This is a genomic window from Aggregicoccus sp. 17bor-14 (assembly GCF_009659535.1).
GTDB lineage: Bacteria > Myxococcota > Myxococcia > Myxococcales > Myxococcaceae > Aggregicoccus.
Genome location: NZ_VJZZ01000010.1, coordinates 254,915 through 275,244, shown reverse-complemented (window position 1 = coordinate 275,244; position 20,330 = coordinate 254,915). Strand labels below are relative to the sequence as shown.

The window sequence follows — 20,330 nt, the reverse complement described above, 5'->3', positions numbered from 1 at the left end:
CCCTCGCTCGCGCCCATGGCCCGCCCTCCCCTGCTCCCCGACCCGGTCGGCCTGCACCTGATGCAACTCGAGGCCCCGCCGGACTGGGATGCCGAGTTCGGCTTCCCGGGCCCGCTGGAGCTGGAGATCGGCAGCGGCGCGGGCGGCCACGCGCTCGAGTACTGCCGGCGCAACCCGGGCGTGCGCTTCGTGGCCTTCGAGTGGCGCAAGAAGTACGCGCGCGACACGAAGGCGCGCGGCGACAAGCTGGGCCTGAAGAACCTGCGCGTGCTCGAGGCGGACGCGCGCGACCACGTGCCCCTGCTCTTCGCGGACGGCTCGCTCTCCGCCATCCACCTCCAGTTCCCGGACCCCTGGTGGAAGCGCGCGCACTTCAAGCGCGCGGTCATCCAGCCGGACTTCACCCGGCTGCTGATGGACAAGCTGCGCCCCGGGGGCCTCTTCGACCTGCGCACGGACGTGGAGGACCGCGCCCGCCAGATGCTCGCGGTGCTGGAGGCCGCGGGCTTCGAGAACCCGCTGGGCAAGGGGGCGTTCCACCCCTATGACCCGGAGGAGGTCCCCTCCACGCGCGAGCGGCGCTACCTGGTGAGCGGCGAGCCGGTGTACCGCGCGCGCCTGCGCAAGCCCGCCTAAGTAGGTAGCCAAAAGTATCGAGACAAATTCTGCCTCGAGGCGCAGCTTGGAGGGCATGCGACGAGCACGCCCTCCAAGCGAGTTGGGGCTGACGGGACGCGACGTGCGGCGGCTGGACAAAGCGCTGCACGCAGCCCGGGACGCGCGGCACTTTCGCCGCCTGCTGGCGGTGAAGCTGGTGGCGGAGGGCAAGACTGTGGCCGAGGCCGCGCGCCTCTCGGCCATGAGCCGGCCGGCGGTGTACGCGTGGGTTGAGCGCTATGTGCAGAGGCGCCGCCCCGAGGCGCTGGAGGACGCGCCGCGCGCGGGGCGCCCGCGCGAGGCGCAAGCCTTGAGTGCCGAGCGCCTGCGCGCGCTGGTGGCGAAGAGTCCTACGGAGTGTGGCTGGGCCAGTGGCGGCTGGACGGTGCCCCTCTTGTGCGCGCACCTGGCCCACGAGGGCTGCAGCGTGAGCTGCCGCACGCTGCGCCGCCGCCTCCACGAGGCGCACCTCGCCTGGAAGCGCCCGCGCTACGTGTACGCGTTGGCTGCGCCCCACCTGGCGCAGAAAAAGGGGGGCTTGTTCGCCGTATAAAAGCGCTTCTGAGGCGATTCCCGCGCGCGGTGCTGCTGGTGTCCGACGCCACCATCCTGCGCTGGTTTCCGCCGCTGCGCTCAGCCTGGGCCCCCGAAGGGCAGCAGGCCCAAGTCCTCATCACCGGCGAGAATGCGAAGCGCACGCTGTGGGGCGCGCTCAACCCGCGCACCGGCCACCGCATCGTCACGGCCAGCCGCGGCTGCACTCAGGAGGCCTTCATGGACTTCCTCCGGGCGCTGCGCCGCGCCTACCCGGGCCGCCCCATTCTCCTGCTGCTCGACCGCGCCAGCTGCCACACCGCCCAGAAGGCCCAGGCGCTCGCCAAGCGCCTCGACATCCACCTTCTGTGGCTGCCCAAGCAGCACCCGGAGCTCAGCTGCATGGACCAGCTGTGGCGCGCCCTCAAGCAGTACGTGTCCTCCAACCGCCAGTACCCGGGCATCGAGCTGCACGTCGATGCCGCCGTCCTCTGGCTGCTGTCCCTCACGCGCACCGAAGCCCTCCGTAAGGCGGGCGCCTTGGCGAAGGGCTTCTGGCTGCGCGATTTGTTAGAGAACTTCTGGCTACCTACTTAGGCTGCACGTCCCGCAAACCCCGCTCGCGGGGGTCGATCCGGACCTGCGGGCCAGGGGGGTGCGAAGTTGGCTTCGCCCCTCGAACGGGGAAGAATGCCCCTCATGGCCGGCGCTCCGCACAGCCTCAAAGATGCGCCCGGTGATGCGCCCGGCGGCGCCCCCCGGCGCCCCGCGGGCCCCACCGCCGCGCCCGAGCTCGCGGGCCGCCGCGTGCTCATCGTGGACGACGAGCCCGCCATGGTCGCGCTCGTGCGCAGCGGGCTCGCGCCGCAGGGCTACGCCTTCTTCGAGGCGGCCAACGGCGCCGAGGCCCTGCGCGCGGTGCGCGAGCACCGGCCGGACCTCATCGTGATGGACGTGGAGATGCCGGGCCTGGGCGGCGTGGAGGTGTGCCGCATCATCAAGGCGAACGCCTCGGAGAGCGGCTTCGGCTTCATCCCGGTCATCCTGATGACGGCGCGCCAGGCGGCCAACCGCGTGGAGGGCCTGGAGATCGGCGCGGACGACTACCTCATCAAGCCCTTCGACATGCTCGAGCTGAGCGCGCGCGTGAAGTCCATGCTGCGGCTCAAGGCGCTGCAGGACGCGCTGGTGGAGAAGAACCGCGAGCTGGACCGCGCGAACAAGGAGCTGGACCGGCGGCGCGAGGAGCTGCTCGCGCTCAGCCGCACGGACGCGCTCACCGGCCTGAGCAACCGGCGCTACTTCGAGGAGCGGCTGGCGGTGGAGTTCGCCCGCTCCAGCCGCTACCGCTCCCCGATCGCGCTGGTGATGCTGGACATCGACCACTTCAAGGGGCTCAACGACCGCTACGGCCACCCCTTCGGGGACCAGGTGCTGCGCGCGGTGGCGCAGGTGGCGCGCGAGCGGCTGCGCGACACGGACCTGCTCGCGCGCTACGGCGGCGAGGAGCTGGTGGCGCTGCTGCCCGAGACCGGCCTGCGCGAGGCGAGCGGCGTGGCGGAGCGGGTGCGCGCGGGCATCGAGGCGCTGCGCGTGCCCTTCGTCGCGGCGGCCGCGGGCGTCCCGGGTGCCCCCGCGCCCGAGCGCATCTCGGTGGGCTGCACCGCTTCGCTCGGCGCCGCCTCCTTCCCGGCGCGCGGCGTGGACGAGCCCCAGGACCTGGTGCGCGCCGCGGACGACGCGCTCTACGCGGCGAAGGAGTCGGGCCGCAACCGGGTGTGCCTACACGAGGAGTGAGGTCGAAGGCGCTCCCGAGGCCGAAGGGCTTTGCCCGAAAGGCCCGTTTGCCGTAGATCCCCTTCCCGCCCATGCGTCCGTTTGCGATACCGCTGCTCGTGCTGGCCCTGGCCGGCTCGGCGCTCACTGGCTGCCACCGGCCCCGCTTCGACACGCCCGTGGACGCGTACCGCTCCTTCCACCGGCTGGTGCAGCGCGGCGAGCTCGCCCAGGCCTACGACGTGCTCTCCACGCCCACCCGCGAGGCACTCGCCCGGCGCGCCCACGCGCTCGCCGAGGCCTCCGGCGGCAGCGTGAAGGACGACCCGGTGGCCCTGTTCTTCTCGAATGTTTCGCGCCCCGCCGATGTTTCCGAGGTCACGCTCGCCGGCGAGCAGGGGGACGCCGCCACGCTGCACGTGGTGTCCTCCGGGGCGGCTCGCACCGTGCGGATGGTGCGGGAGCCCTCCGGTTGGAGGGTGGACCTGTCGGAAGTTCTCAAGCCGTGAGGCCGGTGCCCTGCCGGGCGCTGGCGGCTCACCTGCAAGATGGGTAGTGAGAGACCGTGACTGACCGCAAGACACGCCCAGGTCCCCCCGCCGTCGAGGTCATCCGGCGCCCCGGGGCTCCCGCTGGCGCCCCTCCGGGCAGCTCGCCGGCCGGCGCGGGCACCCCGCCCGGCGCCCCGGCGCCGCGCCCCGTGCCCCGCCCTGCCGTCACGCCCAGCGTGCGTCCGGCGGCTCCCTCGCCTGCCCCCGCTCCGTCCGCCCCGGTGGCCTCCCCGCCGCCCGCGGCGGGAGCGGATGCGCCGCGCGCCGCGGAGTCGGCGCCGGCCGTGCCCTCACCGGCGCCCGCCCCGCGCCCGCTCGTCGCGCCGCGCACCTTCACCCCCGCGCCCCGGCCCTCGGGCGGCGCGCCGGGCGGCGTGCGCCCCGCCGGTGGGATGCGCCCGGGCGGCCCGCCGCGGCCCGGTGGCTTCTCGCGCCCCTCCGTGCCCCGCCCGCCGCCCACCGCCGAGCAGGTGCAGGCGCTCGCCGTGCGCGAGCGGGTGCCCGCGCGCATCGCGAAGGGGGAGCTCGAGGGGAAGATGAAGTGCCGCATCTGGCGCAAGCTGCACGCCGAGGAGGCGAAGCGCTTCGACCAGGTGTACACCCTGATGGCGCAGCACCCGGGCCTCTCGCTGCCGGACGGCTTCGGCGTGGTGCAGAGCGGGATGAGCGTGGCGGAGTTCCTCGCCCGCAAGGACCGCACCCAGCGCAAGGCGGCCATCAAGCAGGCGCGCGGCGCGGTGGACAACGAGGCGGTGGACGCCTTCATGCAGGCGAGGCTCGAGGAGAAGGCGGAGCTCGCGCTGGTGCTCGGCGAGCGCACGCTGCTGGACCTCGTCACCGCGGTGGAGCCCATCGCCCTGCGCCTCGAGCGCAGCGGCCGGCTGGAGAAGCTGCAGCTGGTGCTGCTCGCGCGCCGCGCGGACTGGGAGCAGCTCGGGCCCACCTTCAGCCGCGAGCCCAAGCTCTCGCAGAAGCCCGCGGGCGTCGCGCGCCAGCCCGACAAGCGCCCCTACTCCGACCCGCGCCCCTTCCTCGCCCACCTCGGGCAGCCGCTGCGCCTCACCCTGCGCAACGGCATCCAGCTGAACCTGCCGCTGCGCCTCGCGGGCCGCTTCGACCTCATCGTCGGCGACGAGGGCCACGAGCTGCTCGTCCCGCTCCATGCGATCGTCCGCTTCGACGCCCCGGAGTCCGAGGGCTCTCCCGACGCGCCGCCCGAGGGCGCCCCGGATGCCGGCGCCTGACCCCCTTCCCCCAGCTCCTCCCCGCCGCCCCACCGAGCCCCTGCGATGCACGCCTTCTCCCGCCTGATCAAGACCGCGCTGGCCCTCACCGCCAGCGCCCTGATGCTCCACGCGGCGAGCGCGCGCGCCGCAGCGCCCGCGTCCAAGCCTGCGCCCGCGCCGAAGCCCGTGGCCGCCTCGAAGTCCGGGGAGGCCGCGGGCGAGAAGCCTGCGCCCGCGGGCGAGGTGCGCACCGTGGCGCTGCGCGTGACCCAGAACGGCTTCGAGCCCAGCCCCGTCACGCTCAAGCGCGGCGAGCCGGTGCGCCTGGTGGTCACCCGCGCCACGGACGAGACCTGCGCCACGGACCTGGTCATGCGCGACCCGGACATCAGCGTGGAGCTCCCGCTCAACAAGGCGGTGGAGATCACCCTCACCCCGACGAAGAGCGGCACGCTGAAGTACGGCTGCGCGATGGGGCAGATGGTCTCCGGCATCTTCCTCGTGGAGTAGGCGGGCGAGCGCCTCACCCGACGATGTCTCCGATGCAGCGGCCGCGATGATGTCGGACGAGAGGGCTAGCGTCCGCGCCGAGATGGGCGGCGCCGCCGAGCTCTTCACCCGACACGTGTTCCTCGACCTCGAGACGACGGGGTTGGACCCCCGCGTGGACGAGGTCATCGAGCTGGGGGCGCTCTTCGTGGAGGGGGGCCGCGAGGTGGGCCGCGTGGCGCACCTCTTCCGCCCCTCGCGCCCGCTGCCCATCGCCATCCGGCGCCTCACCGGCATCGAGGACGCGATGCTCGCGGACCGGCCGCCGCTCGCCGCGCTCGTGCCCCAGCTGCGCGAGCAGCTGCGCGGCTGGACGGTGGTCGCGCACAACGCCCCCTTCGAGAAGGGCTTCCTCCCGGACCTGCTAGGGCCCATCTCCGCCCCGCTGCTCGACTCCTGCGAGCTCCTGCACTACCTGCACCCGGAGCTGCCCAGCCACTCGCTCGAGGCGCTGCTGCGCTGGGCGGGGCTCGAGGGGCGCACGCGCCACCGCGCGATGAGCGACTGCGAGTCCACCCACGCCGTGCTGCTGCACGCGCTCGCGGGCTGCATCCGCGAGGGGCGCGCCGAGGACGTGGCGGACCTGCTCACCACGCTGGACCCGCGCCCGCGCGCCGCGCTGCGGCTCGCCCAGGCCGAGGCGGGCGAGGCCGGTGGCTCCGAGTCTGGCGCCGAGGCCCAGCCCCTGCTGCAGCTGCTCTCGGGGCTGTGGGAGGCGTGCCGGCGCACCCCGGTGCCGCTCACGCTCACCTCCGCGGGCTTCTCACCGGGCCGCCCCGAGCGCCTGCGGCGCGACGGCAAGGTGAGCCCGCCGCCGCCCAAGGACGGAGAGCCCGAGCGCCCGGTGGAGCCGGTGACGGAGGCCGAGGTGCAGGCGCTGCTCGGCCCCGGCGGCGCGCTCGAGCGCGAGCCGGGCGGCTTCGCCCCGCGCGCCGCGCAGCTGGACATGGCCCAGGCCGTGGCGCGCACGCTCTCCGAGGGCGGGATGCTCGCGGTGGAGGCGGGCACCGGCACCGGCAAGAGCCTCGCGTACCTCGCGCCCGCTGCCCTCTTCGCCGCGCGCAACGGGCGCAAGGTGGGGGTGGCGCCGCACACCAAGACGCTGCAGGACCAGCTCATCGAGAAGGATCTGCCGCGCCTGCACCGCGCCACCGGCGGCGCCTTCGGCTACGCGCTGCTCAAGGGCCAGACCAACTACCTGTGCCGCCGCCGCGCGCTCGAGGCCACGCTGGTGGAGCCCGGCATGGGCCACGGCGCGCGCGCCCCGCGCGCCTACCTGCGCGCCTACCTGCGCCGCAGCCCGGACGGAGACCTGGACCGGCTCTCGCACTGGTTTCGAGAGCGCTTCCCCGTCACCCACGCGCTGCTGCCCCAGCTGCGCTCGGAGGCGTCCACCACGCTGGGCGAGCGCTGCGCGCACTACCACCGCTGCGCCTACCACTCGGCCGTGGCCCAGGCGAAGGCGGCGGACGTGCTGGTGGTGAACCAGTCGCTCGCGTTCGCGTGGCCCCAGCGCTACCCGAAGCTCGAGCACCTGGTGCTGGACGAGGCGCACGAGGTGGAGGACGTGGCCACCCAGGCGCTCTCCTCGGAGCTCTCGGACCCCGCCTTCGCCCGGCTCTTCGAGCGGCTGCACGGGCGCGACGGGCGGCGCGGGCTCTTCGCCGAGCTGCGCCGCGCGCTCTTCTCCTCGCGGCTCGGCCAGGCGCGCGGGGTGATGAGCGAGGTGGAGGGCAGCCTCGCCTCGCTCGGGCGCTCGGTGCAGGGGCTGGGCGAGGCGGTGACGGCCTTCTGCGTGCCGGCCGCCGCGGCCGAGGCGGCGGCCGCCGGAGCCGAGGAGGTGGAGGAGGCCGCGTACGCGCCCGAGGTGCGGGTGACGGACGCGGTGCGCGCGAGCGCCGCCTGGGCGCCGGTGCGCGACGGGCTGCTCGGGCTGCGCGAGGCGCTGGACGTGCTGCACAAGCTGCTCACCCTGCGGGTGCCGGAGTGCCTGCCGGAGCTCGCGGTGCGCCAGCCCGCGCTCGAGCGCGAGCTGTCCGGAGCCACCACCGAGCTGCAGGAGCTCGCCACGCTCGCGCAGGAGCTGGCGGACGAGCCCGCGCCCGGGCGCTGCTACGCGGCGAGCGCGGTGCCGCGGCGGCGCGGCTGGAGCGTGGTCGCGCAGCCGGTGGACGTGTCGGGCTTCGTGTCGAAGGACTTCGCGGCGCAGAAGCGCGCGCTGGTGCTCACCTCCGCCACACTGAGCACCGGGCCCCAGGCGCCCTACGTGCTGCGCCGCCTCGGCCTCGAGGGGCGCAGGCAGGGGCCCAACGAGCGGGTGCCCCCCCGCGTGCTCAGCGCCCCCTCCCCCTTCGACCTGCAGCGCCAGGCGCTGGTGGTGCTGGTGACGGACGCGCCGCGCGCGCACGAGGACGCGTTCGTCGAGTGGGCGGCGGGGCGCGTGGCGGGGCTCGCCCAGGTGATGGGCGGCCGGGTGCTGGGGCTCTTCGCCTCCACGCGGCGGCTCGAGCGCGTGGCGCGCGAGGTGCAGTCGCGGCTGGAGCCGCGGGGCATCGAGGTGCTGCGCCAGACGCGCGGCCACGGCCGCTCGCTCGCGGCGCGCCAGGAGCGCGACGCGGGCACGGTGCTCCTGGGCACCAAGAGCTTCTGGCAGGGCGTGGACATCCCCGGGCGCGGCGTGGGCTGCGTCTTCATCGACAAGCTGCCGCTCGAGCCCGCGGGCCGCCCGCTCGTCACCGCCCGCGAGGAGGCGCTCGCGGGGCGCAGTGCCGGAGGAGGAGGAAACGCGCACTGGGGCTTCGTGGGCTACCGGCTGCCGCGCGCGCTGCTGCAGCTGCGCCAGGGGGTGGGCCGGCTCATCCGCTCGCACGCGGACCGCGGGGTGGTGATCATCGCGGACCCCGGCCACGCGAGCTACCGGGGGCAGCTGCTCGCCGCGCTCGCCGGCTACCGCGTGGAGGCGCTGCCCTGGGCGCAGGCGCGGCTGCGCGTGCACCAGGAGCTCACCGAGATGGGGCTCACCCTCTCCGCGAGCTGACGCCCCGGCCCGCGGCTGCGGCGCCGGGCGCGGGGGCGAACGCCGCGCGCGAGTCCCCGTCGTCCAGGCGGTGGCGCATGCGGGCCTCGAGCGCGCGCAGCTCGCCGAGGGCGCCTGCGGCGAGCCCGCCCGCCTCCGCCTGCGCGAGCGCGCGCGAGAGCTCGAGCACGTCCTCCTCCTGCCGCTCGCGCAGCCGCTGCACCATGCGGCTCACGGACTCGAAGGTCTCCTTCAGCTCGTCGCGCTCGCGCAGCGCGTGCAGGTGTCCCTGCAGCTGCCCGTCCGCCACCGCCTGCACGATGCGGCGGATGCGCATCAGCGGCCCCACGATGCGGTGCGTGGCGACGATGGTGGCGAGCGCCACGAAGACGATGAAGCCCAGGAGGCAGCCGGCGAGCACCACCCAGGTGAGGCGCTGGCGGTGCACCAGCTCGGCGCGCTGCTGCACGATGGCCGAGCGCTCGGCCTCGTACGCCGCGTCGATGGCCTGGGACTTGGCCTTGAGCTGCGCCTCGAACGCGGGGTCGTCCATGCGCGCGAGCAGCTCGTTGTTGAGCGTGGCGGTGGACACGCTGCGGCTCGCCTCCGCCGCGCGCGAGCGCGCCTCGACGGCGGACTCGGTCTCCTGCATCAGCACGCGCGTGGTGTGCACGAGGAAGGCGCCCAGCAGCACCGAGAGCACCAGCGAGGAGAGCACGATGTAGCTGGTGAACTTGAGCTGGAAGCGCGGCTCGAGCAGGTAGTTGCGCAGGCGGCGGTTCACCGCACCGGGCGGAGGGGTCACGAGGGTCGCGGTCGGGGGCATGGTCAGGGGCTCCACTCGAAGGTCTGGGCGGCCTCGTCCACGGCACGCGGGGCGAGGGCCTTGAGGAGGTCAGCGGGCTTGGCGCCGGAGGCCTTCACCTCCACCTGGCCCAGGAGGGACTGCTCGGGGTAGGTCATGCACAGCAGCGCGAGCTTCAGCCCGCCGCCGGGGCCCGGGAGCACCTCGGCGCTGAGGCGGTAGCCCTTGAGGCGGCGCTTCTTGAGCACGCTCTTCGCGTTCGCCTTGGACTCGTCCGCGGGCGCAAGCAGGGCGCCGAGCGAGGCGAGCTTGCGGCGCAGGCGCGCCTCCGCGAGCTGGGTGAGCGCCGCGTCCAGCTGCCCCGACTTGTCCGCCACGCCCGCGAACGCGAGGTAGAAGCGCGGCGGGCGGTCGCGCGCGGCCTGCAGCGCGCCCAGCGCCTCCTTCCGGGCGCGCTCGGCCTCGGCGTCCGGGTCGCTGGGGCGCGCGTGCAGGCAGTCCAGGCCTCCGGGCTCCCCCAGCGTGCCGAGGCTGCGCGCGGCGGCCGCGCGCACCAGCTCGCTCGGGTCCGCGAGCGCCCGGCACAGCGGCTGGAGCGCCTCCGGATCCTCGGTGGCGCCGAGCACGAGCGCGGACTGCGCGCGCACGCGCGGATCCTTGGCCCGCTCGAGCTGACGCGAGAGGTAGGCGATGCGGCCGTCACCCTGGGCGAGCGCGGCGGTGGGTGCCAGGAGGGCGAGGACGAGGAGCGCGAGCAGCGGCATGCGGGCGGCGCGCACTGTAGCGCGGCGCCCGCTCCCTGCGCAGCGGGGCGCGCCCGGCCTGCGCGCCCACACGGAGGCCCCCGCCCTTACACCGCCCTACTGGCAGATGCTGACGCGGTTGCCGCCGATGGTCTTGAAGGTGCACTGGCGGTTGCCGCAGCAGAGGTTGTCGGGCGGGTCGTCCGGGCACTGCTCGCAGCAGTCGCCGCTCTGGCACGTCTTGCTGCCCGGCAACGCCGAGCAGCGCGTATCGCAGGTGCCACAGTGGGCGTCGTCGGTCTGCAGGTCGAAGCAGGCGTTCTGCCCTGCGCAGCAGACCGTCCCGCTAGGGCCTTCGGGGCAGGCGGCGCCATCGTAGAGTTTCGGTGCGGTGCAGGCGCCGTCCCCGTTGCACATGTCCATCGTGCAGCGGTTGTCGTCGAAGGCGCAGGGCGTCCCGTTCTGCGTGTAGACGAACTGGCAGGCGATGCTGCTCCCGTCGCAGACATCCGCGGGATCGCACTCTCCGTTGGCCGGGCGGCACTGCTCCCCTTGGAGCTTCCGGAGGTCCGTGCAGGTACGGCTGAGGCCCGTGCAGAAGTCGTCGCGGTCGCACAGTCCCTGCGCCGCCCTGCACAGCGTTCCGGAGGGCTCGAGCGCATCCGGGGGACAGGTCCGGCTCTTGCCATCGCACGTCTCCACCCGGTCGCAGAGGTCTCCCGGCTGGCGGTCCCGGCACAGGGTGCCGGCGAGCGCGACCGCATCCGGCGGGCACGTGGGCGAGTTGCCCGTGCAGTACTCGGGCGGGTCGCACGCGTCGCTCCCGGCAGGGCGGCACTGCGTGAAGGACGGCTTGTTCACCGGCACCGCGCAGCTGCCGTTGGCGAGGCAGCGCGACGCCTGGGTGCACGCGCCTTCGGCCTGGCAGAGCTGGTCGATGCAGTTGTCATCCGCGCAGTCGATCTTGCCGTCGCAGTCGTCGTCCACGCCGTCCGAGCAGTTCTCCTCGCGGGTGGTCTTCGCGTGGCAGCAGGCGCCCTGGCGGCAGGTGCCCCCGCCCTCGCAGGCGCGCGCATCGCAGGAGGTATCCGCGCAGTCCGCCGCGCGGTCGCAGTCGTTGTCCGCGCCGTCCGCGCAGCTCTCCTCCGTCGTCTCGGTGGCGCGGCACACGCACGCGCCGGCCGCGGCGTCGCAGTGAAAGCTCGCCCACGGGCACTGCGCGTCGCCGAGGCACTCCACGCACGCGTGCGACTGCGGGTCGCACACCTTGTCGCCGCAGTCCTGGCCACCGCACTGCGGGTCCCCACAGCTCTCGCCCACGCACACCGTGCCGGCGGCGCACACCACGCCCGCGGCGCACTGCTCGGCGTAGCAGGCGCCGTCCACGCACTGCTCGCCGTCTGCGCAGGGGCACGCGAGCCGGCACTGCCCCAGCGCGCACACGGTGGCCTGGGGACACTCGGACTGCTCCGCGCAGGAGGCGGGCAGGCCGCAGCCGGCGAGAGCCGCGGCGGCGGTGAGGGCCAGCAGGGCGAGCAGGGTCTGGAGAGGGCGCATCGGGAGCACCTCGAAGGATCGGTTCACGTCAGCGCCCCGCGTCCGGTGCGCCGGCGTCCGGCGCGGCCGCATCGCCTACGCCGCTCACGCACGCCTCGAGCTCGGCGTCGCAGTGGCTGCTCTCGGGGCAGTCGCTGTCCTCGCTGCAGGCGGTCACCGCCCCGCCGAGGTTGCAGCCGCCCAGCGCGAGCGCGAGCAGCAGGAGGGCGCCGCGCGCGGCGCGCGCCCGCCCGGCGTTCTCAGAACTGGCCATGGACCTGCACTCCCATCGCGTCGGGCGCGAGCCCCGCGGACACCTGGAGGTGCCCCTCCGGCTCGCGCGAGAAGAAGTAGAGGGCGCCGCCGGCGAGCGCGGCCACGCCGCCGCCCACGACGAGGCCGGTGATGGTGCGCCCGCGGCTCTGCAGGTCGCGGTACAGCTGGGCCCCCGGCACATCGTCCGCGCGCAGCACGCCGTCGGGCGCGCGCAGCGCGAGCACCTCGCGCTCGGCCTGCGAGCGCTCGTAGAGCACGCCGGCGGTGGTGAACGCCGCGAGCGCGGCGCCGCCGGCCACGTAGCTGCCCACCCGCAGGACCTGGCGCCGCTTCGCGGCCTGCCCCGGGTCCGCGGGCGTACGGGCCTGCGCGGCCGCGAGCGCCGGCGCAGCGGCGGGCGGCGGCGGCGGCGCGGGGGCCTGGACGAGCTGCGCCGGCCCCTGCACCACGCCGGGCGCCCCCTGCCCCGTCACGATGAAGAGCGCGAGGTCTGCGAGCGCAGCGTCCGCCTCGGCGCCCGCGCCGGCGCCCGTCTTGAGGCTGCCCTCGCGCACGCGCTGGCCGCCCTGGGCGTTGAGCAGCGAGGCCGTCACCCACCCGGGGCCCCCGAGCTGGCGCTGCAGCCGCAGCACCACGATCTCCTCCACCCCCAGGAGCGCCCCGAGCTTCACCGCTGGGCGCAGCGGGTCTGCCGTCCCCTCGCGCCCCTGGAGGCACAGCGGCTGCCCCGCCTGCACCGAGCCCTCGAAGCCCAGGTCCACCTGCTGCTCGAGCGCGGTGCCCCCCTCGGGCAGCTGCAGCGGCCGCGGGAAGGAGCGGCCCGCGCCCTTCACCACCTGCAGCTGGTAGGGGCCGGGCGGAAAGCTCCCCTTGAAGGGCGTGCGCCCCACGGCCACCCCGTCCAGGTACACCTCCGCGCCGGCCGGCGTGGAGCCCACCTGCAGCAGCGTGGGCGCCAGCGCCTGCAGCCCCTTGCGCACCTTCTCGAAGGCCGCGCGCGTGCTGGGGGCGAAGTAGTTCACGTCCAGCCGGTAGTTCGGCGCGAGCCGCAGCACGTGGCGGAAGGACTCGTCCGCCTCGCCGAAGCGGCCCATGGCGCGCAGCACCTGGGCCTGCAGCAGGCGCGCCTCGATGGCCAGCCCCCGCCGCTCCTCGCCGGGCGCCAGCCGCTCGATGTCCGCGAGCGCCTCGGTCAGCTGGCGCGCCGCCGCCGCGTTGCGCGCGTTGTAGAACTGGGTCTCGGCCGCCTCGAGCTGCCGGCGCAGCTCGTCCGGGGTCCGGGTGGCCTCGGGGCGCAGGCCCTGCGCGAGCTCCGCCGCCCCCGCGCCGGCCGTGCCCAGCCGCCCCCGCAGCTTCTCGTCCAGGGTGCGCGCCACCGCGCGCAGCTCCGGGTCCGCACAGTCTCCGAGCGACACCGCCAGCATCCGCGGCGCGGGATGGGCGAGCCCGGGGAGGAGCCCGGCACAGGCCCCCAGCAGGAGCGCAAGGGCTCGAAAACACGGCCATCTGTACTGGAGCACCGGGAGCCTCGTCCGCATGGGGGGCCGGGTACAGCAAGCCCTGGACCGCTGGGCCCGGACCCCTCCGGCCGGGCGCCGGGCAGCCCTTCTAGCCGGAGTTCACTGGAAAACGAAACCCCCTTGCGCACCCTGTCGCACCGCCTGCGGCACGAGGGGCAGAGCGGCCCGCAGGTTCCCGGGGAATCCCCGCGCCTGCTGCGCTATACCCACACCATGCCCTCCGTCCTCACCGCTGCTCAGATCCGCGAGGCCTTCCTGCGCTTCTTCGAGGAGCGCGGCCATCGCCGCATTGCGTCGTCGCCGCTCGTTCCCCAGAACGACCCCACCCTGCTCTTCACCAACGCCGGCATGGTGCAGTTCAAGGACGTCTTCACCGGCCGCGAGAAGCGCGACTACAGCCGCGCCACCAGCTCCCAGAAGTGCGTGCGCGCCGGCGGCAAGCACAACGACCTCGACAATGTGGGCTTCACCGCGCGCCACCACACGTTCTTCGAGATGCTCGGCAACTTCTCCTTCGGCGACTACTTCAAGGCGGACGCCATCGCGTACGCGTGGGAGTTCGTGACGAAGACGCTGGGGCTGGACGTGAGCCGGCTCGCCGTCACCGTGTTCAACGGCGAGAAGGGCCTGCCCTGGGATGAGGAGGCCTACGCGCTGTGGGCGAAGACGGGCGTGGCCCGCGAGCGCATCTACAAGCTCGGCTACAAGGACAACTTCTGGGCCATGGGCGACACCGGCCCCTGCGGTCCCTGCTCGGAGATCCACTACTTCCAGGGCAACGACGTGCCCTGCGCGGAGGAGGCCGCGGGCCGCGCCTGCGAGGGCGTGGCGTGCGACTGCGACCGCTGGCTCGAGATCTGGAACCTCGTGTTCATGCAGTTCGAGCGCAAGGAGAAGGACGCGCCGCTGGTGCCCTTGCCCAAGCCCTCCATCGACACGGGCGCGGGCCTCGAGCGCATGGCGTCCGTCGTCCAGGGCAAGCGCTCCAACTACGACACGGACCTGTTCCAGGCCATCCTGGCGCGCGTGGCGGAGCTCGCGGGCCGCCCCTACCGCCCCGAGGAGGAGCTCAGCGCCTCCATGCGCGTCATCGCGGACCACAGCCGCGCGGCCGCCTTCCTCATCTCGGACGGCGTGCAGCCCTCCAACGAGGGCCGCGGCTACGTCCTGCGCCGCATCATGCGCCGCGCCGTGCGCCACGGCGCGAAGCTCGGCCTCCACGAGGTCTTCTTCCCGAAGACGGTGGACCGGGTCATCGAGGTGATGGGCGAGGCCTTCCCCGAGCTCAAGGAGAACCGCGCCTTCGTGCTCGAGGTGTGCCGCCACGAGGAGGAGAGCTTCCGGCGCACGCTGGACCGCGGCCTGCGCATGATCGACGAGGAGACGGCGCGCCTGAAGCAGAGCGGCGAGAAGATGCTCTCCGGCGAGGCCGTCTTCTTCCTGCACGACACGCACGGCTTCCCGTGGGATCTCACGCAGATCATCGCGCGCGAGCGCGGCTTCGACATCGACCAGGCGGGCTACGAGGCCCGCATGGCGAAGCAGCGCGACCAGGGCGAGTTCGCGGGCTCGGGCGACAAGGCCGTGGGCGCCGCCTACGCGCAGCTGCTCGAGCGGCTCGGGGCCACCGACTTCCTCGGCTACGAGACCCGGGGCCACGAGGGCGAGGGCACCATCAAGGCGCTGCTCAAGGACGGGGTCGAGGTCAACGAGGTGAAGGCCGGCGACACGGCGGAGCTGCTGCTCGACCGCACGCCCTTCTACGGCGAGTCCGGCGGACAGGTGGGTGACACCGGCCGCATCGTGGGCAACGGCGGCAAGAGCGTGGCCCAGGTGCAGGACACCCAGAAGCCGGTGAGCGGGCTCGTGGTGCACAAGGTGCAGGTCACCGAGGGCGCCTTCCGGGTGAACGAGATGGTGCAGGCGGGCGTGGACGCGATGCGCCGCACCTCCATCCGCGCGAACCACTCGGCCACCCACCTGCTGCACCGCGCGCTCAAGATCGTGCTGGGCGAGCACGTGAAGCAGGCGGGCAGCGTCGTCGCTCCGGACTACCTGCGCTTCGACTACACGCACTTCGCCGCTCCCAGCCCCGAGCAGCTGGAGAAGGTGGAGGACCTGGTCAACGACTGGGTGCGCGAGAACACCGAGGCCCAGACGAAGCTGATGAAGCTGGACGAGGCGAAGAAGTCCGGCGCGGTGGCGATGTTCGGCGAGAAGTACGGCGAGACGGTGCGCGTGGTCACCGTGCACCCCGAGTCCACCGAGCTGTGCGGCGGCACGCACGTGAAGCGCAGCGGCGACATCGGGCTCTTCAAGATCGTGAGCGAGAGCGGCATCGCCTCGGGCGTGCGCCGCATCACCGCCGTCACCGGCGTGGGCGCGCTCGCCTACCTGCGCGAGACCGAGCGCGAGATGCGCCACGCGGCCGAGCTGCTCAAGGCGTCCCCCCGCGAGCTGGTCAAGCGCGTGGAGGCCACGCTCAAGCGCACCAAGGAGCTGGAGAAGAAGGTGGAGGAGGTGCAGCTCAAGGCGCAGGCCGCGAGCAGCAAGGACCTGCTCTCCCAGGCGCGCGACGTGAACGGCATGAAGGTGCTCGCCACCCGCGTGGACCCGGCGGACGCGGACGTGTTCCGCGGCCTCGCCGACCAGCTGCGCGACCGGCTGCAGTCCGGCGTGGTGGCCATCGGCGGCGAGAAGGACGGCAAGGCGCTCATCCTCGTGGCCGCGACGAAGGACGTGGTCGCGCGCGGCATCAAGGCCGGAGACCTGGTGCGCGAGATGGCCAAGGAGGTGGGCGGCAAGGGCGGCGGCAAGCCGGACATGGCCCAGGCCGGCGGCGCCGATCCCTCGCGCATCGCGGCCGCGCTCGACAAGCTGTACGAGCTGGTCCAGGGCGCCAAGCCGAGCGCCTAGCCCGGGTCCTTTCCACCCCGCCCCCGCCGAGACCGGCCGGGGCGGGAACTTGCCAGCGGGCTCGGACCGGGGGAGCTTCCGGGGCTGGGAGGAGGACTCCTCCCCGGCCCCACAGCCGCCCACCCGCTGCCTTTCCCCACGTTTGTCGCAGTCGAGTCCCGGGGGGGACTTCGCCGGATGAGTGACGCCAAGCTGCTCCCTTTGCGCGTGCGCCTGCCCTACCAGAGCGAGGACGAGTTCCTCGAGCGGTACGGGAGCAATGTCGCACGCGGCGGCGTCTTCATCGCCACGCGTGCGCCCAAGCCGGAGGGCACCGCGCTCGCCTTCGAGTTCCTCCTCGCCGATGGCGCCCGCATGCTGCGCGGCGAGGGCGTGGTGGTGAAGGTGCAGGGCGACGAGGCGAGCGGCCGCACCGGCATGACCGTGCGCTTCACCCGCCTGGATGCCCCGAGCAAGGCGCTCGTGGACCGCATCCTCGCGCGCCGCACCCAGGGCGGCGCGGCGGCGTCCCGGCCCGGCCCCGCGCCGGCCGCTGCACCGCCCGCGGCGCCCGCGGCCGCCACGCCCCCGGCGGAGCCGCCCCCGCGCACGGTCCCCTCTCCCGAGGAGCTGCGCGCCGCCACCGACACCCTGCCCTCCGTCTCCACGGTGATGCGCCTGGACTCCCTGCCGGCGCCGCTCGCAGCGGCGATCCAGGCCGGCACCGCCGGCGCGCCGGCCTCCGAGCGCCCCACGCCCCGCCCCGCAGCGCCCACGGGTGCCCCGCGCCCCGGCGGCCCGGCGGCTCGCCCCGCCGCAGGCAGCGCCGCACCTGCCGCTCCGGGACGCCCCGCGGGCCCGGCGGCTCCCGGTGCGGGCGCTCCCCCGGGCGCGGCGAGCCCCGCGGCTCCGGGTTCGGGCACTTCCCCCGTCGCGACCGCCTCCGCCGCTGCGAGCCCTGCCGGAGCCGCGCCGCCTGCGCCCGCGAGTGCCCCGGGTGCGCGCACCGCCGCAGCGCCTCCGGCCTCCGCTCCGGGCGCCCCCGCGACCGCATCTCCGTCCGCAGCAGCCCCGTCGGCCGCCGCGCCTGGCCCGGCCTCGCCCGCCGCAGCGGCCGCGGGTGGCCCCCGCGCGCTCGAGTCGCGCCCGGCACCTGCAGCGCGAGGCCCCGAGCTCGAGGCGCCGCGCCGCCGCGCCGTCGCCGAGCCCGTGCCCGCGCCGCTCCCCGGAGCGAGCGCCTCTCCCGGCAGCGAGCCCGTGCTGGGCATCGACGTGGGCGCGCACTCGGCGCGCGCGGCCGTGTTCCACGAGGGCCGCGCCCGCCTCGTCCCCGTCACGGACGAGGGAGGCCTGCAGCTGCCGGCCGCCGTGGCGCTGGACCCCAGCGGCCGCGAGTTCCGCGTGGGCGCGAGCGCGCTGACGAACGAGCTGTACGGCGCGGGCGTGGCCCTGCCGCGCCTGCTGGGCCTGCGCGCCCCGTCCGCGGCGCTGCAGGCGCTGGTGGAGCGCATGCCGCTCACCGTGTCGCCGGATGCCCGCGGCGAGGTGGCCGTGGACCTGGGCGCGCGCGACGTGCCGGTGCTCGAGCTCACCTCGCGGCTGCTCGGCCAGCTGCGCGCGCGCGCGGAGGCCTTCCTCGGCCGCCCCGTCACCCGCGCGGTCATCTGCGCGCCGGCCTACTTCGGCGATCGCCAGCGCGCGGCGCTGCGCGAGGCGGCGCAGGGCGCGGGGCTCCAGGTCCTGCGCCTGGTGAATGCGCCGGCGGCGGCCGCGCTCGCGTACGGCGCGGGCCGGGGGCTCGCCCGCAAGCGCGTGCTGGTGATGGACCTGGGCGCGAGCGCGGTGGACGCGGCCGTGGTGCAGATCACCGGCGACGACCTCGAGGTGATCACGACGGGTGGCGACTCCTCGCTGGGCGGCCTGGACTTCGACGCGCGCGTCTCGGACATGCTCGCGGCGCTCCTGCGCGCCTACGGCGGCAGCCCCTCGGGGGACGTGCTCACGCTGCAGCAGCTGCGGCGCGCGGCCGAGCAGATGAAGGTGGTGCTGAGCCACGAGGAGGAGGCGCTGATGCCCGAGGTGCAGCTGGGCGCGGGCGCCCCCACCGAGCCCCTGCCCCCGCTCTCGCGCGAGCGGCTGCAGGTGGTGACGGCGGACCTCGCGGACCGCGTGGCGCTCACCGCGCGCGCGGTGCTCGAGGGCGGCGCGCTGGGTCCGCAGGGCCTGGACTCGGTGCTGCTGGTGGGCGGCCTGAGCCAGTCGCCCCAGGTGCGCCGGCGCGTGCAGGAGATGCTCGGCGTGGCGGTGCAGACGGACGTGGATCCGCTCGGCGCGCCGGCACTCGGCGCCGCGCTGCTCGGCCACTCGCTCGCGCAGGCGGAGGCGAGCGGCAAGCCGGTGGCGCGCGTCTCCGAGGTGCTCTCGGTGCCCATCGGGGTGGCGGAGCGCAGCGGCGCGCTGCAGACGGTGCTCGCGCGCAACACGCGCCTGCCCGCCGAGAAGAGCCTGGTGGTGCAGGTGCAGCCGGGCCCGGTGGCGCTCGCCCTCTTCCAGGGCCCCTCCATCGTCGCCCAGGACAACGAGTTCCTGGGCACCGTGTTCCTCATCCTCGAGCGCGGCGGCGAGCTGGAGCTGCACTTCTCGCTCGGGCCGGACGGCTCGCTCGCGCTCTCGGCCACCCTGCCCGGCGGGCGGCGCCAGCCGGTCACGCTGGACGCGCGCGACCCGGGAGACGTGGCGCGCGCCGAGCTCATCGCGCGCTCGCCGCTGGGCGCACCGCTCGCCGAGGAGCCGCAGCGCCCCCAGGGCCTGCTCACCGGCATCAAGAAGCTGTTCGGCCGCTAGCTAGAGCGCGAAGCGCGCGTAGAGCGTCTCGGGGCGCGGGTCCTGCGCCCACGCCTCGCGCACCGCGTCCGCGGGAGAGCGCCCGCTGCGGGCCACCTCCGCGAGCGGCGCGAGCAAGGGCGCGTCCTGCGGATCCAGGCGCTCCAGGCCGCGCTGCGCGATGCCCACCATCTCGCCGGCGAGCCGGAACAGCGGCTGGCCACGCAGGAGGCCGCGCAGGCCCTGGGTGCGCGCGGTGGCGTGGAACTCCAGGTGCTCCTCGAAGCTGAGCGCGGGCAGCAGGGCCTCGGCCTCGGCGAGCGCCGTGGGCTCGTAGAGCAGGCCGCGCCAGAGCGCGGGCAGCGCGCCGGTGAGCTCCGCGCTGACGCAGTCCGCGCCGCGCACCTCCATCACCTTCTTCAGCCGCACCTCGGGGAACAGCGTGGACAGGTGGTCCGTCCAGTCCGCGAGGTCCGCGGGGGCCCCCTCGTAGCCCTCCTTCAGCAGCTGGCGGAAGGTGAGCTTGGGGTAGAGGTACTCGCCGCGCCGGCGCAGGAAGAGCAGGGGCGCATCCAGCGCCCACTCCACGTACGCGCGGTAGGAGAAGGAGCCGTCGAACCAGCTGCGCAGGTAGCCGCAGCGCGCGTCGTCCACCTGCGTCCACACCTTGCTGCGGAAGGAGGCGAGCCCCGTGTCCTGGCCCTCCACGATGGGGCTGTTCGCGTAGAGCGCCACCAGCAGCGGGGTGAGCCGCGCGGTGGTGACGGTCTTGCGCACGCAGTCCTCCTCGCTCTCCCAGTCCAGCGAGACCTGACCCGTGGAGGTCATCAGCATCATGTTGAGCGCGAGCGCCCCGCGCGCGCCCAGCGTGCGGCGCATCACCTGGTAGCGGCTCTTGGGCATCCACGGCATCTGCGGGACGCGGTCCACCGGGCGGTAGCCCAGCGCCACGAGCCCCAGGCCCAGGGGGGCTGCGGCGGCGCGCGCCTCGGCCAGGTGCACCAGGTTCTCCGCGTGCGCCTCGCGCGCGGTGGCCCAGGGGCTGCCCGACAGCTCCAGCTGGCCGCCCGGCTCGAGCGACACGGTGAGCATCCCGCGCTGCAGCGCGATGGTGGGCGAGGTGGGGGTCTCGCGGAAGGGGGTGTAGCCCCCGGAAGCCGCCATCCGCTCGAGCAGGGCGCCGATGCCGCTGGGCCCCTCGTAGGGCACCGCCGTCGGCGGCAGCAGGGCGTTGCCCGGCAGCGGGTAGACGAACTTCTCGTGCTCGAGCCCCAGCCGGTGCTGGGCGCGGGGCTTCTCGGCCGAGCGCAGGCCCTCGACGAGCGGCTCGATGGAGGTGATGGGCGCGGCCTCGGCGCGCTGCAGGTCCAGGGACATGGGGCGCGCTATATAACGGGGCCCCTGCGCCCCGCTGTCATTTGCG

At 74.9% G+C, this 20,330-nt stretch carries 16 protein-coding genes; 10 read left to right on the top strand and 6 right to left on the bottom strand.

Annotated features, from left to right (window positions below):
• Positions 1–15: 15 nt before the first annotated feature.
• The 8 genes from FGE12_RS20205 (at position 16) to FGE12_RS20170 (ending at position 8,330) form a co-directional block, all read left to right on the top strand.
• Positions 16–636 carry a tRNA (guanosine(46)-N(7))-methyltransferase TrmB gene (locus tag FGE12_RS20205; protein ID WP_153868153.1) on the top strand — a complete coding sequence of 207 codons (621 nt, stop codon included), beginning with the start codon at positions 16–18 and terminating at the stop codon, positions 634–636.
• A 55-nt stretch (positions 637–691) separates the two neighbouring features.
• Positions 692–1,210, top strand: a complete 519-nt coding sequence (locus FGE12_RS20200) for a helix-turn-helix domain-containing protein (RefSeq protein WP_194798097.1) — start codon at positions 692–694, stop codon at positions 1,208–1,210.
• Positions 1,211–1,248: 38 nt separating this feature from the next.
• The gene (locus FGE12_RS20195) at positions 1,249–1,788 is read left to right on the top strand and encodes a transposase (RefSeq protein ID WP_194798096.1); all 540 of its coding nucleotides are present in this window, start codon (positions 1,249–1,251) and stop codon (positions 1,786–1,788) included.
• A 102-nt stretch (positions 1,789–1,890) separates the two neighbouring features.
• On the top strand, positions 1,891–2,988 hold the full coding sequence (locus tag FGE12_RS20190; RefSeq protein ID WP_153868152.1) for a diguanylate cyclase: 1,098 nt from the start codon (positions 1,891–1,893) through the stop codon (positions 2,986–2,988).
• A gap of 71 nt (positions 2,989–3,059) precedes the next feature.
• Positions 3,060–3,476 carry a hypothetical protein gene (locus FGE12_RS20185; protein ID WP_153868151.1) on the top strand — a complete coding sequence of 139 codons (417 nt, stop codon included), beginning with the start codon at positions 3,060–3,062 and terminating at the stop codon, positions 3,474–3,476.
• 326 nt (positions 3,477–3,802) lie between these two features.
• Positions 3,803–4,762, top strand: a complete 960-nt coding sequence (locus FGE12_RS30400) for a hypothetical protein (RefSeq protein WP_304503092.1) — start codon at positions 3,803–3,805, stop codon at positions 4,760–4,762.
• Between the two features lie 45 nt (positions 4,763–4,807).
• Positions 4,808–5,254, top strand: coding sequence for a cupredoxin domain-containing protein (locus tag FGE12_RS20175; RefSeq protein WP_153868150.1), 447 nt, complete (start codon positions 4,808–4,810; stop codon positions 5,252–5,254).
• Positions 5,255–5,336: 82 nt separating this feature from the next.
• Positions 5,337–8,330, top strand: coding sequence for a helicase C-terminal domain-containing protein (locus FGE12_RS20170; RefSeq protein ID WP_153868181.1), 2,994 nt, complete (start codon positions 5,337–5,339; stop codon positions 8,328–8,330).
• Here FGE12_RS20170 and FGE12_RS20165 read toward each other — a convergent pair.
• The 5 genes from FGE12_RS20165 to FGE12_RS20145 form a co-directional block, all read right to left on the bottom strand.
• Positions 8,311–9,135: a HAMP domain-containing protein gene (locus FGE12_RS20165; protein ID WP_153868149.1), complete on the bottom strand. Its 825-nt coding sequence runs from the start codon at positions 9,133–9,135 to the stop codon at positions 8,311–8,313. The two genes, FGE12_RS20170 and FGE12_RS20165, sit on opposite strands and share 20 nt — an antisense overlap.
• 2 nt (positions 9,136–9,137) lie before the next feature.
• Positions 9,138–9,878: a HEAT repeat domain-containing protein gene (locus tag FGE12_RS20160; protein ID WP_153868148.1), complete on the bottom strand. Its 741-nt coding sequence runs from the start codon at positions 9,876–9,878 to the stop codon at positions 9,138–9,140.
• Between the two features lie 96 nt (positions 9,879–9,974).
• Positions 9,975–11,414 carry a hypothetical protein gene (locus FGE12_RS20155; RefSeq protein WP_153868147.1) on the bottom strand — a complete coding sequence of 480 codons (1,440 nt, stop codon included), beginning with the start codon at positions 11,412–11,414 and terminating at the stop codon, positions 9,975–9,977.
• Positions 11,415–11,442: 28 nt separating this feature from the next.
• Positions 11,443–11,667: a hypothetical protein gene (locus tag FGE12_RS20150; protein WP_153868146.1), complete on the bottom strand. Its 225-nt coding sequence runs from the start codon at positions 11,665–11,667 to the stop codon at positions 11,443–11,445.
• Positions 11,654–13,084, bottom strand: a complete 1,431-nt coding sequence (locus FGE12_RS20145; protein ID WP_153868145.1) for a PEGA domain-containing protein — start codon at positions 13,082–13,084, stop codon at positions 11,654–11,656. Before FGE12_RS20145 ends, FGE12_RS20150 begins: the two co-directional genes overlap by 14 nt.
• A gap of 318 nt (positions 13,085–13,402) precedes the next feature.
• On the opposite strand from FGE12_RS20145, the gene alaS reads away from it, so the two are divergent.
• Together alaS and FGE12_RS20135 are read left to right on the top strand one after the other, a co-directional pair.
• Positions 13,403–16,105, top strand: a complete 2,703-nt coding sequence (gene alaS / locus FGE12_RS20140) for an alanine--tRNA ligase (protein ID WP_153868144.1) — start codon at positions 13,403–13,405, stop codon at positions 16,103–16,105.
• Positions 16,106–16,282: 177 nt separating this feature from the next.
• Complete coding sequence (locus FGE12_RS20135; RefSeq protein WP_153868143.1) at positions 16,283–18,928, top strand: Hsp70 family protein; 2,646 nt, start codon at positions 16,283–16,285, stop codon at positions 18,926–18,928.
• On the opposite strand, the gene FGE12_RS20130 is transcribed toward FGE12_RS20135, so the two are convergent.
• Positions 18,929–20,284 (bottom strand): glutamate--cysteine ligase, encoded by a 1,356-nt coding sequence (locus FGE12_RS20130; protein ID WP_153868142.1) that lies wholly within the window; start codon positions 20,282–20,284, stop codon positions 18,929–18,931.
• Positions 20,285–20,330: the final 46 nt, after the last annotated feature.

Coding starts and splice junctions, on each gene's coding strand:
- FGE12_RS20205 (WP_153868153.1), top strand. CDS start 16: ATGGCCCGCCCTCCCCTGCTCCCCGACCCGGTCGGCCTGCACCTGATG.
- FGE12_RS20200 (WP_194798097.1), top strand. CDS start 692: ATGCGACGAGCACGCCCTCCAAGCGAGTTGGGGCTGACGGGACGCGAC.
- FGE12_RS20190 (WP_153868152.1), top strand. CDS start 1,891: ATGGCCGGCGCTCCGCACAGCCTCAAAGATGCGCCCGGTGATGCGCCC.
- FGE12_RS20185 (WP_153868151.1), top strand. CDS start 3,060: ATGCGTCCGTTTGCGATACCGCTGCTCGTGCTGGCCCTGGCCGGCTCG.
- FGE12_RS20175 (WP_153868150.1), top strand. CDS start 4,808: ATGCACGCCTTCTCCCGCCTGATCAAGACCGCGCTGGCCCTCACCGCC.
- FGE12_RS20170 (WP_153868181.1), top strand. CDS start 5,337: ATGGGCGGCGCCGCCGAGCTCTTCACCCGACACGTGTTCCTCGACCTC.
- FGE12_RS20165 (WP_153868149.1), bottom strand. CDS start 9,135: ATGCCCCCGACCGCGACCCTCGTGACCCCTCCGCCCGGTGCGGTGAAC.
- FGE12_RS20160 (WP_153868148.1), bottom strand. CDS start 9,878: ATGCCGCTGCTCGCGCTCCTCGTCCTCGCCCTCCTGGCACCCACCGCC.
- FGE12_RS20155 (WP_153868147.1), bottom strand. CDS start 11,414: ATGCGCCCTCTCCAGACCCTGCTCGCCCTGCTGGCCCTCACCGCCGCC.
- FGE12_RS20150 (WP_153868146.1), bottom strand. CDS start 11,667: ATGGCCAGTTCTGAGAACGCCGGGCGGGCGCGCGCCGCGCGCGGCGCC.
- alaS (WP_153868144.1), top strand. CDS start 13,403: ATGCCCTCCGTCCTCACCGCTGCTCAGATCCGCGAGGCCTTCCTGCGC.
- FGE12_RS20135 (WP_153868143.1), top strand. CDS start 16,283: ATGAGTGACGCCAAGCTGCTCCCTTTGCGCGTGCGCCTGCCCTACCAG.
- FGE12_RS20130 (WP_153868142.1), bottom strand. CDS start 20,284: ATGTCCCTGGACCTGCAGCGCGCCGAGGCCGCGCCCATCACCTCCATC.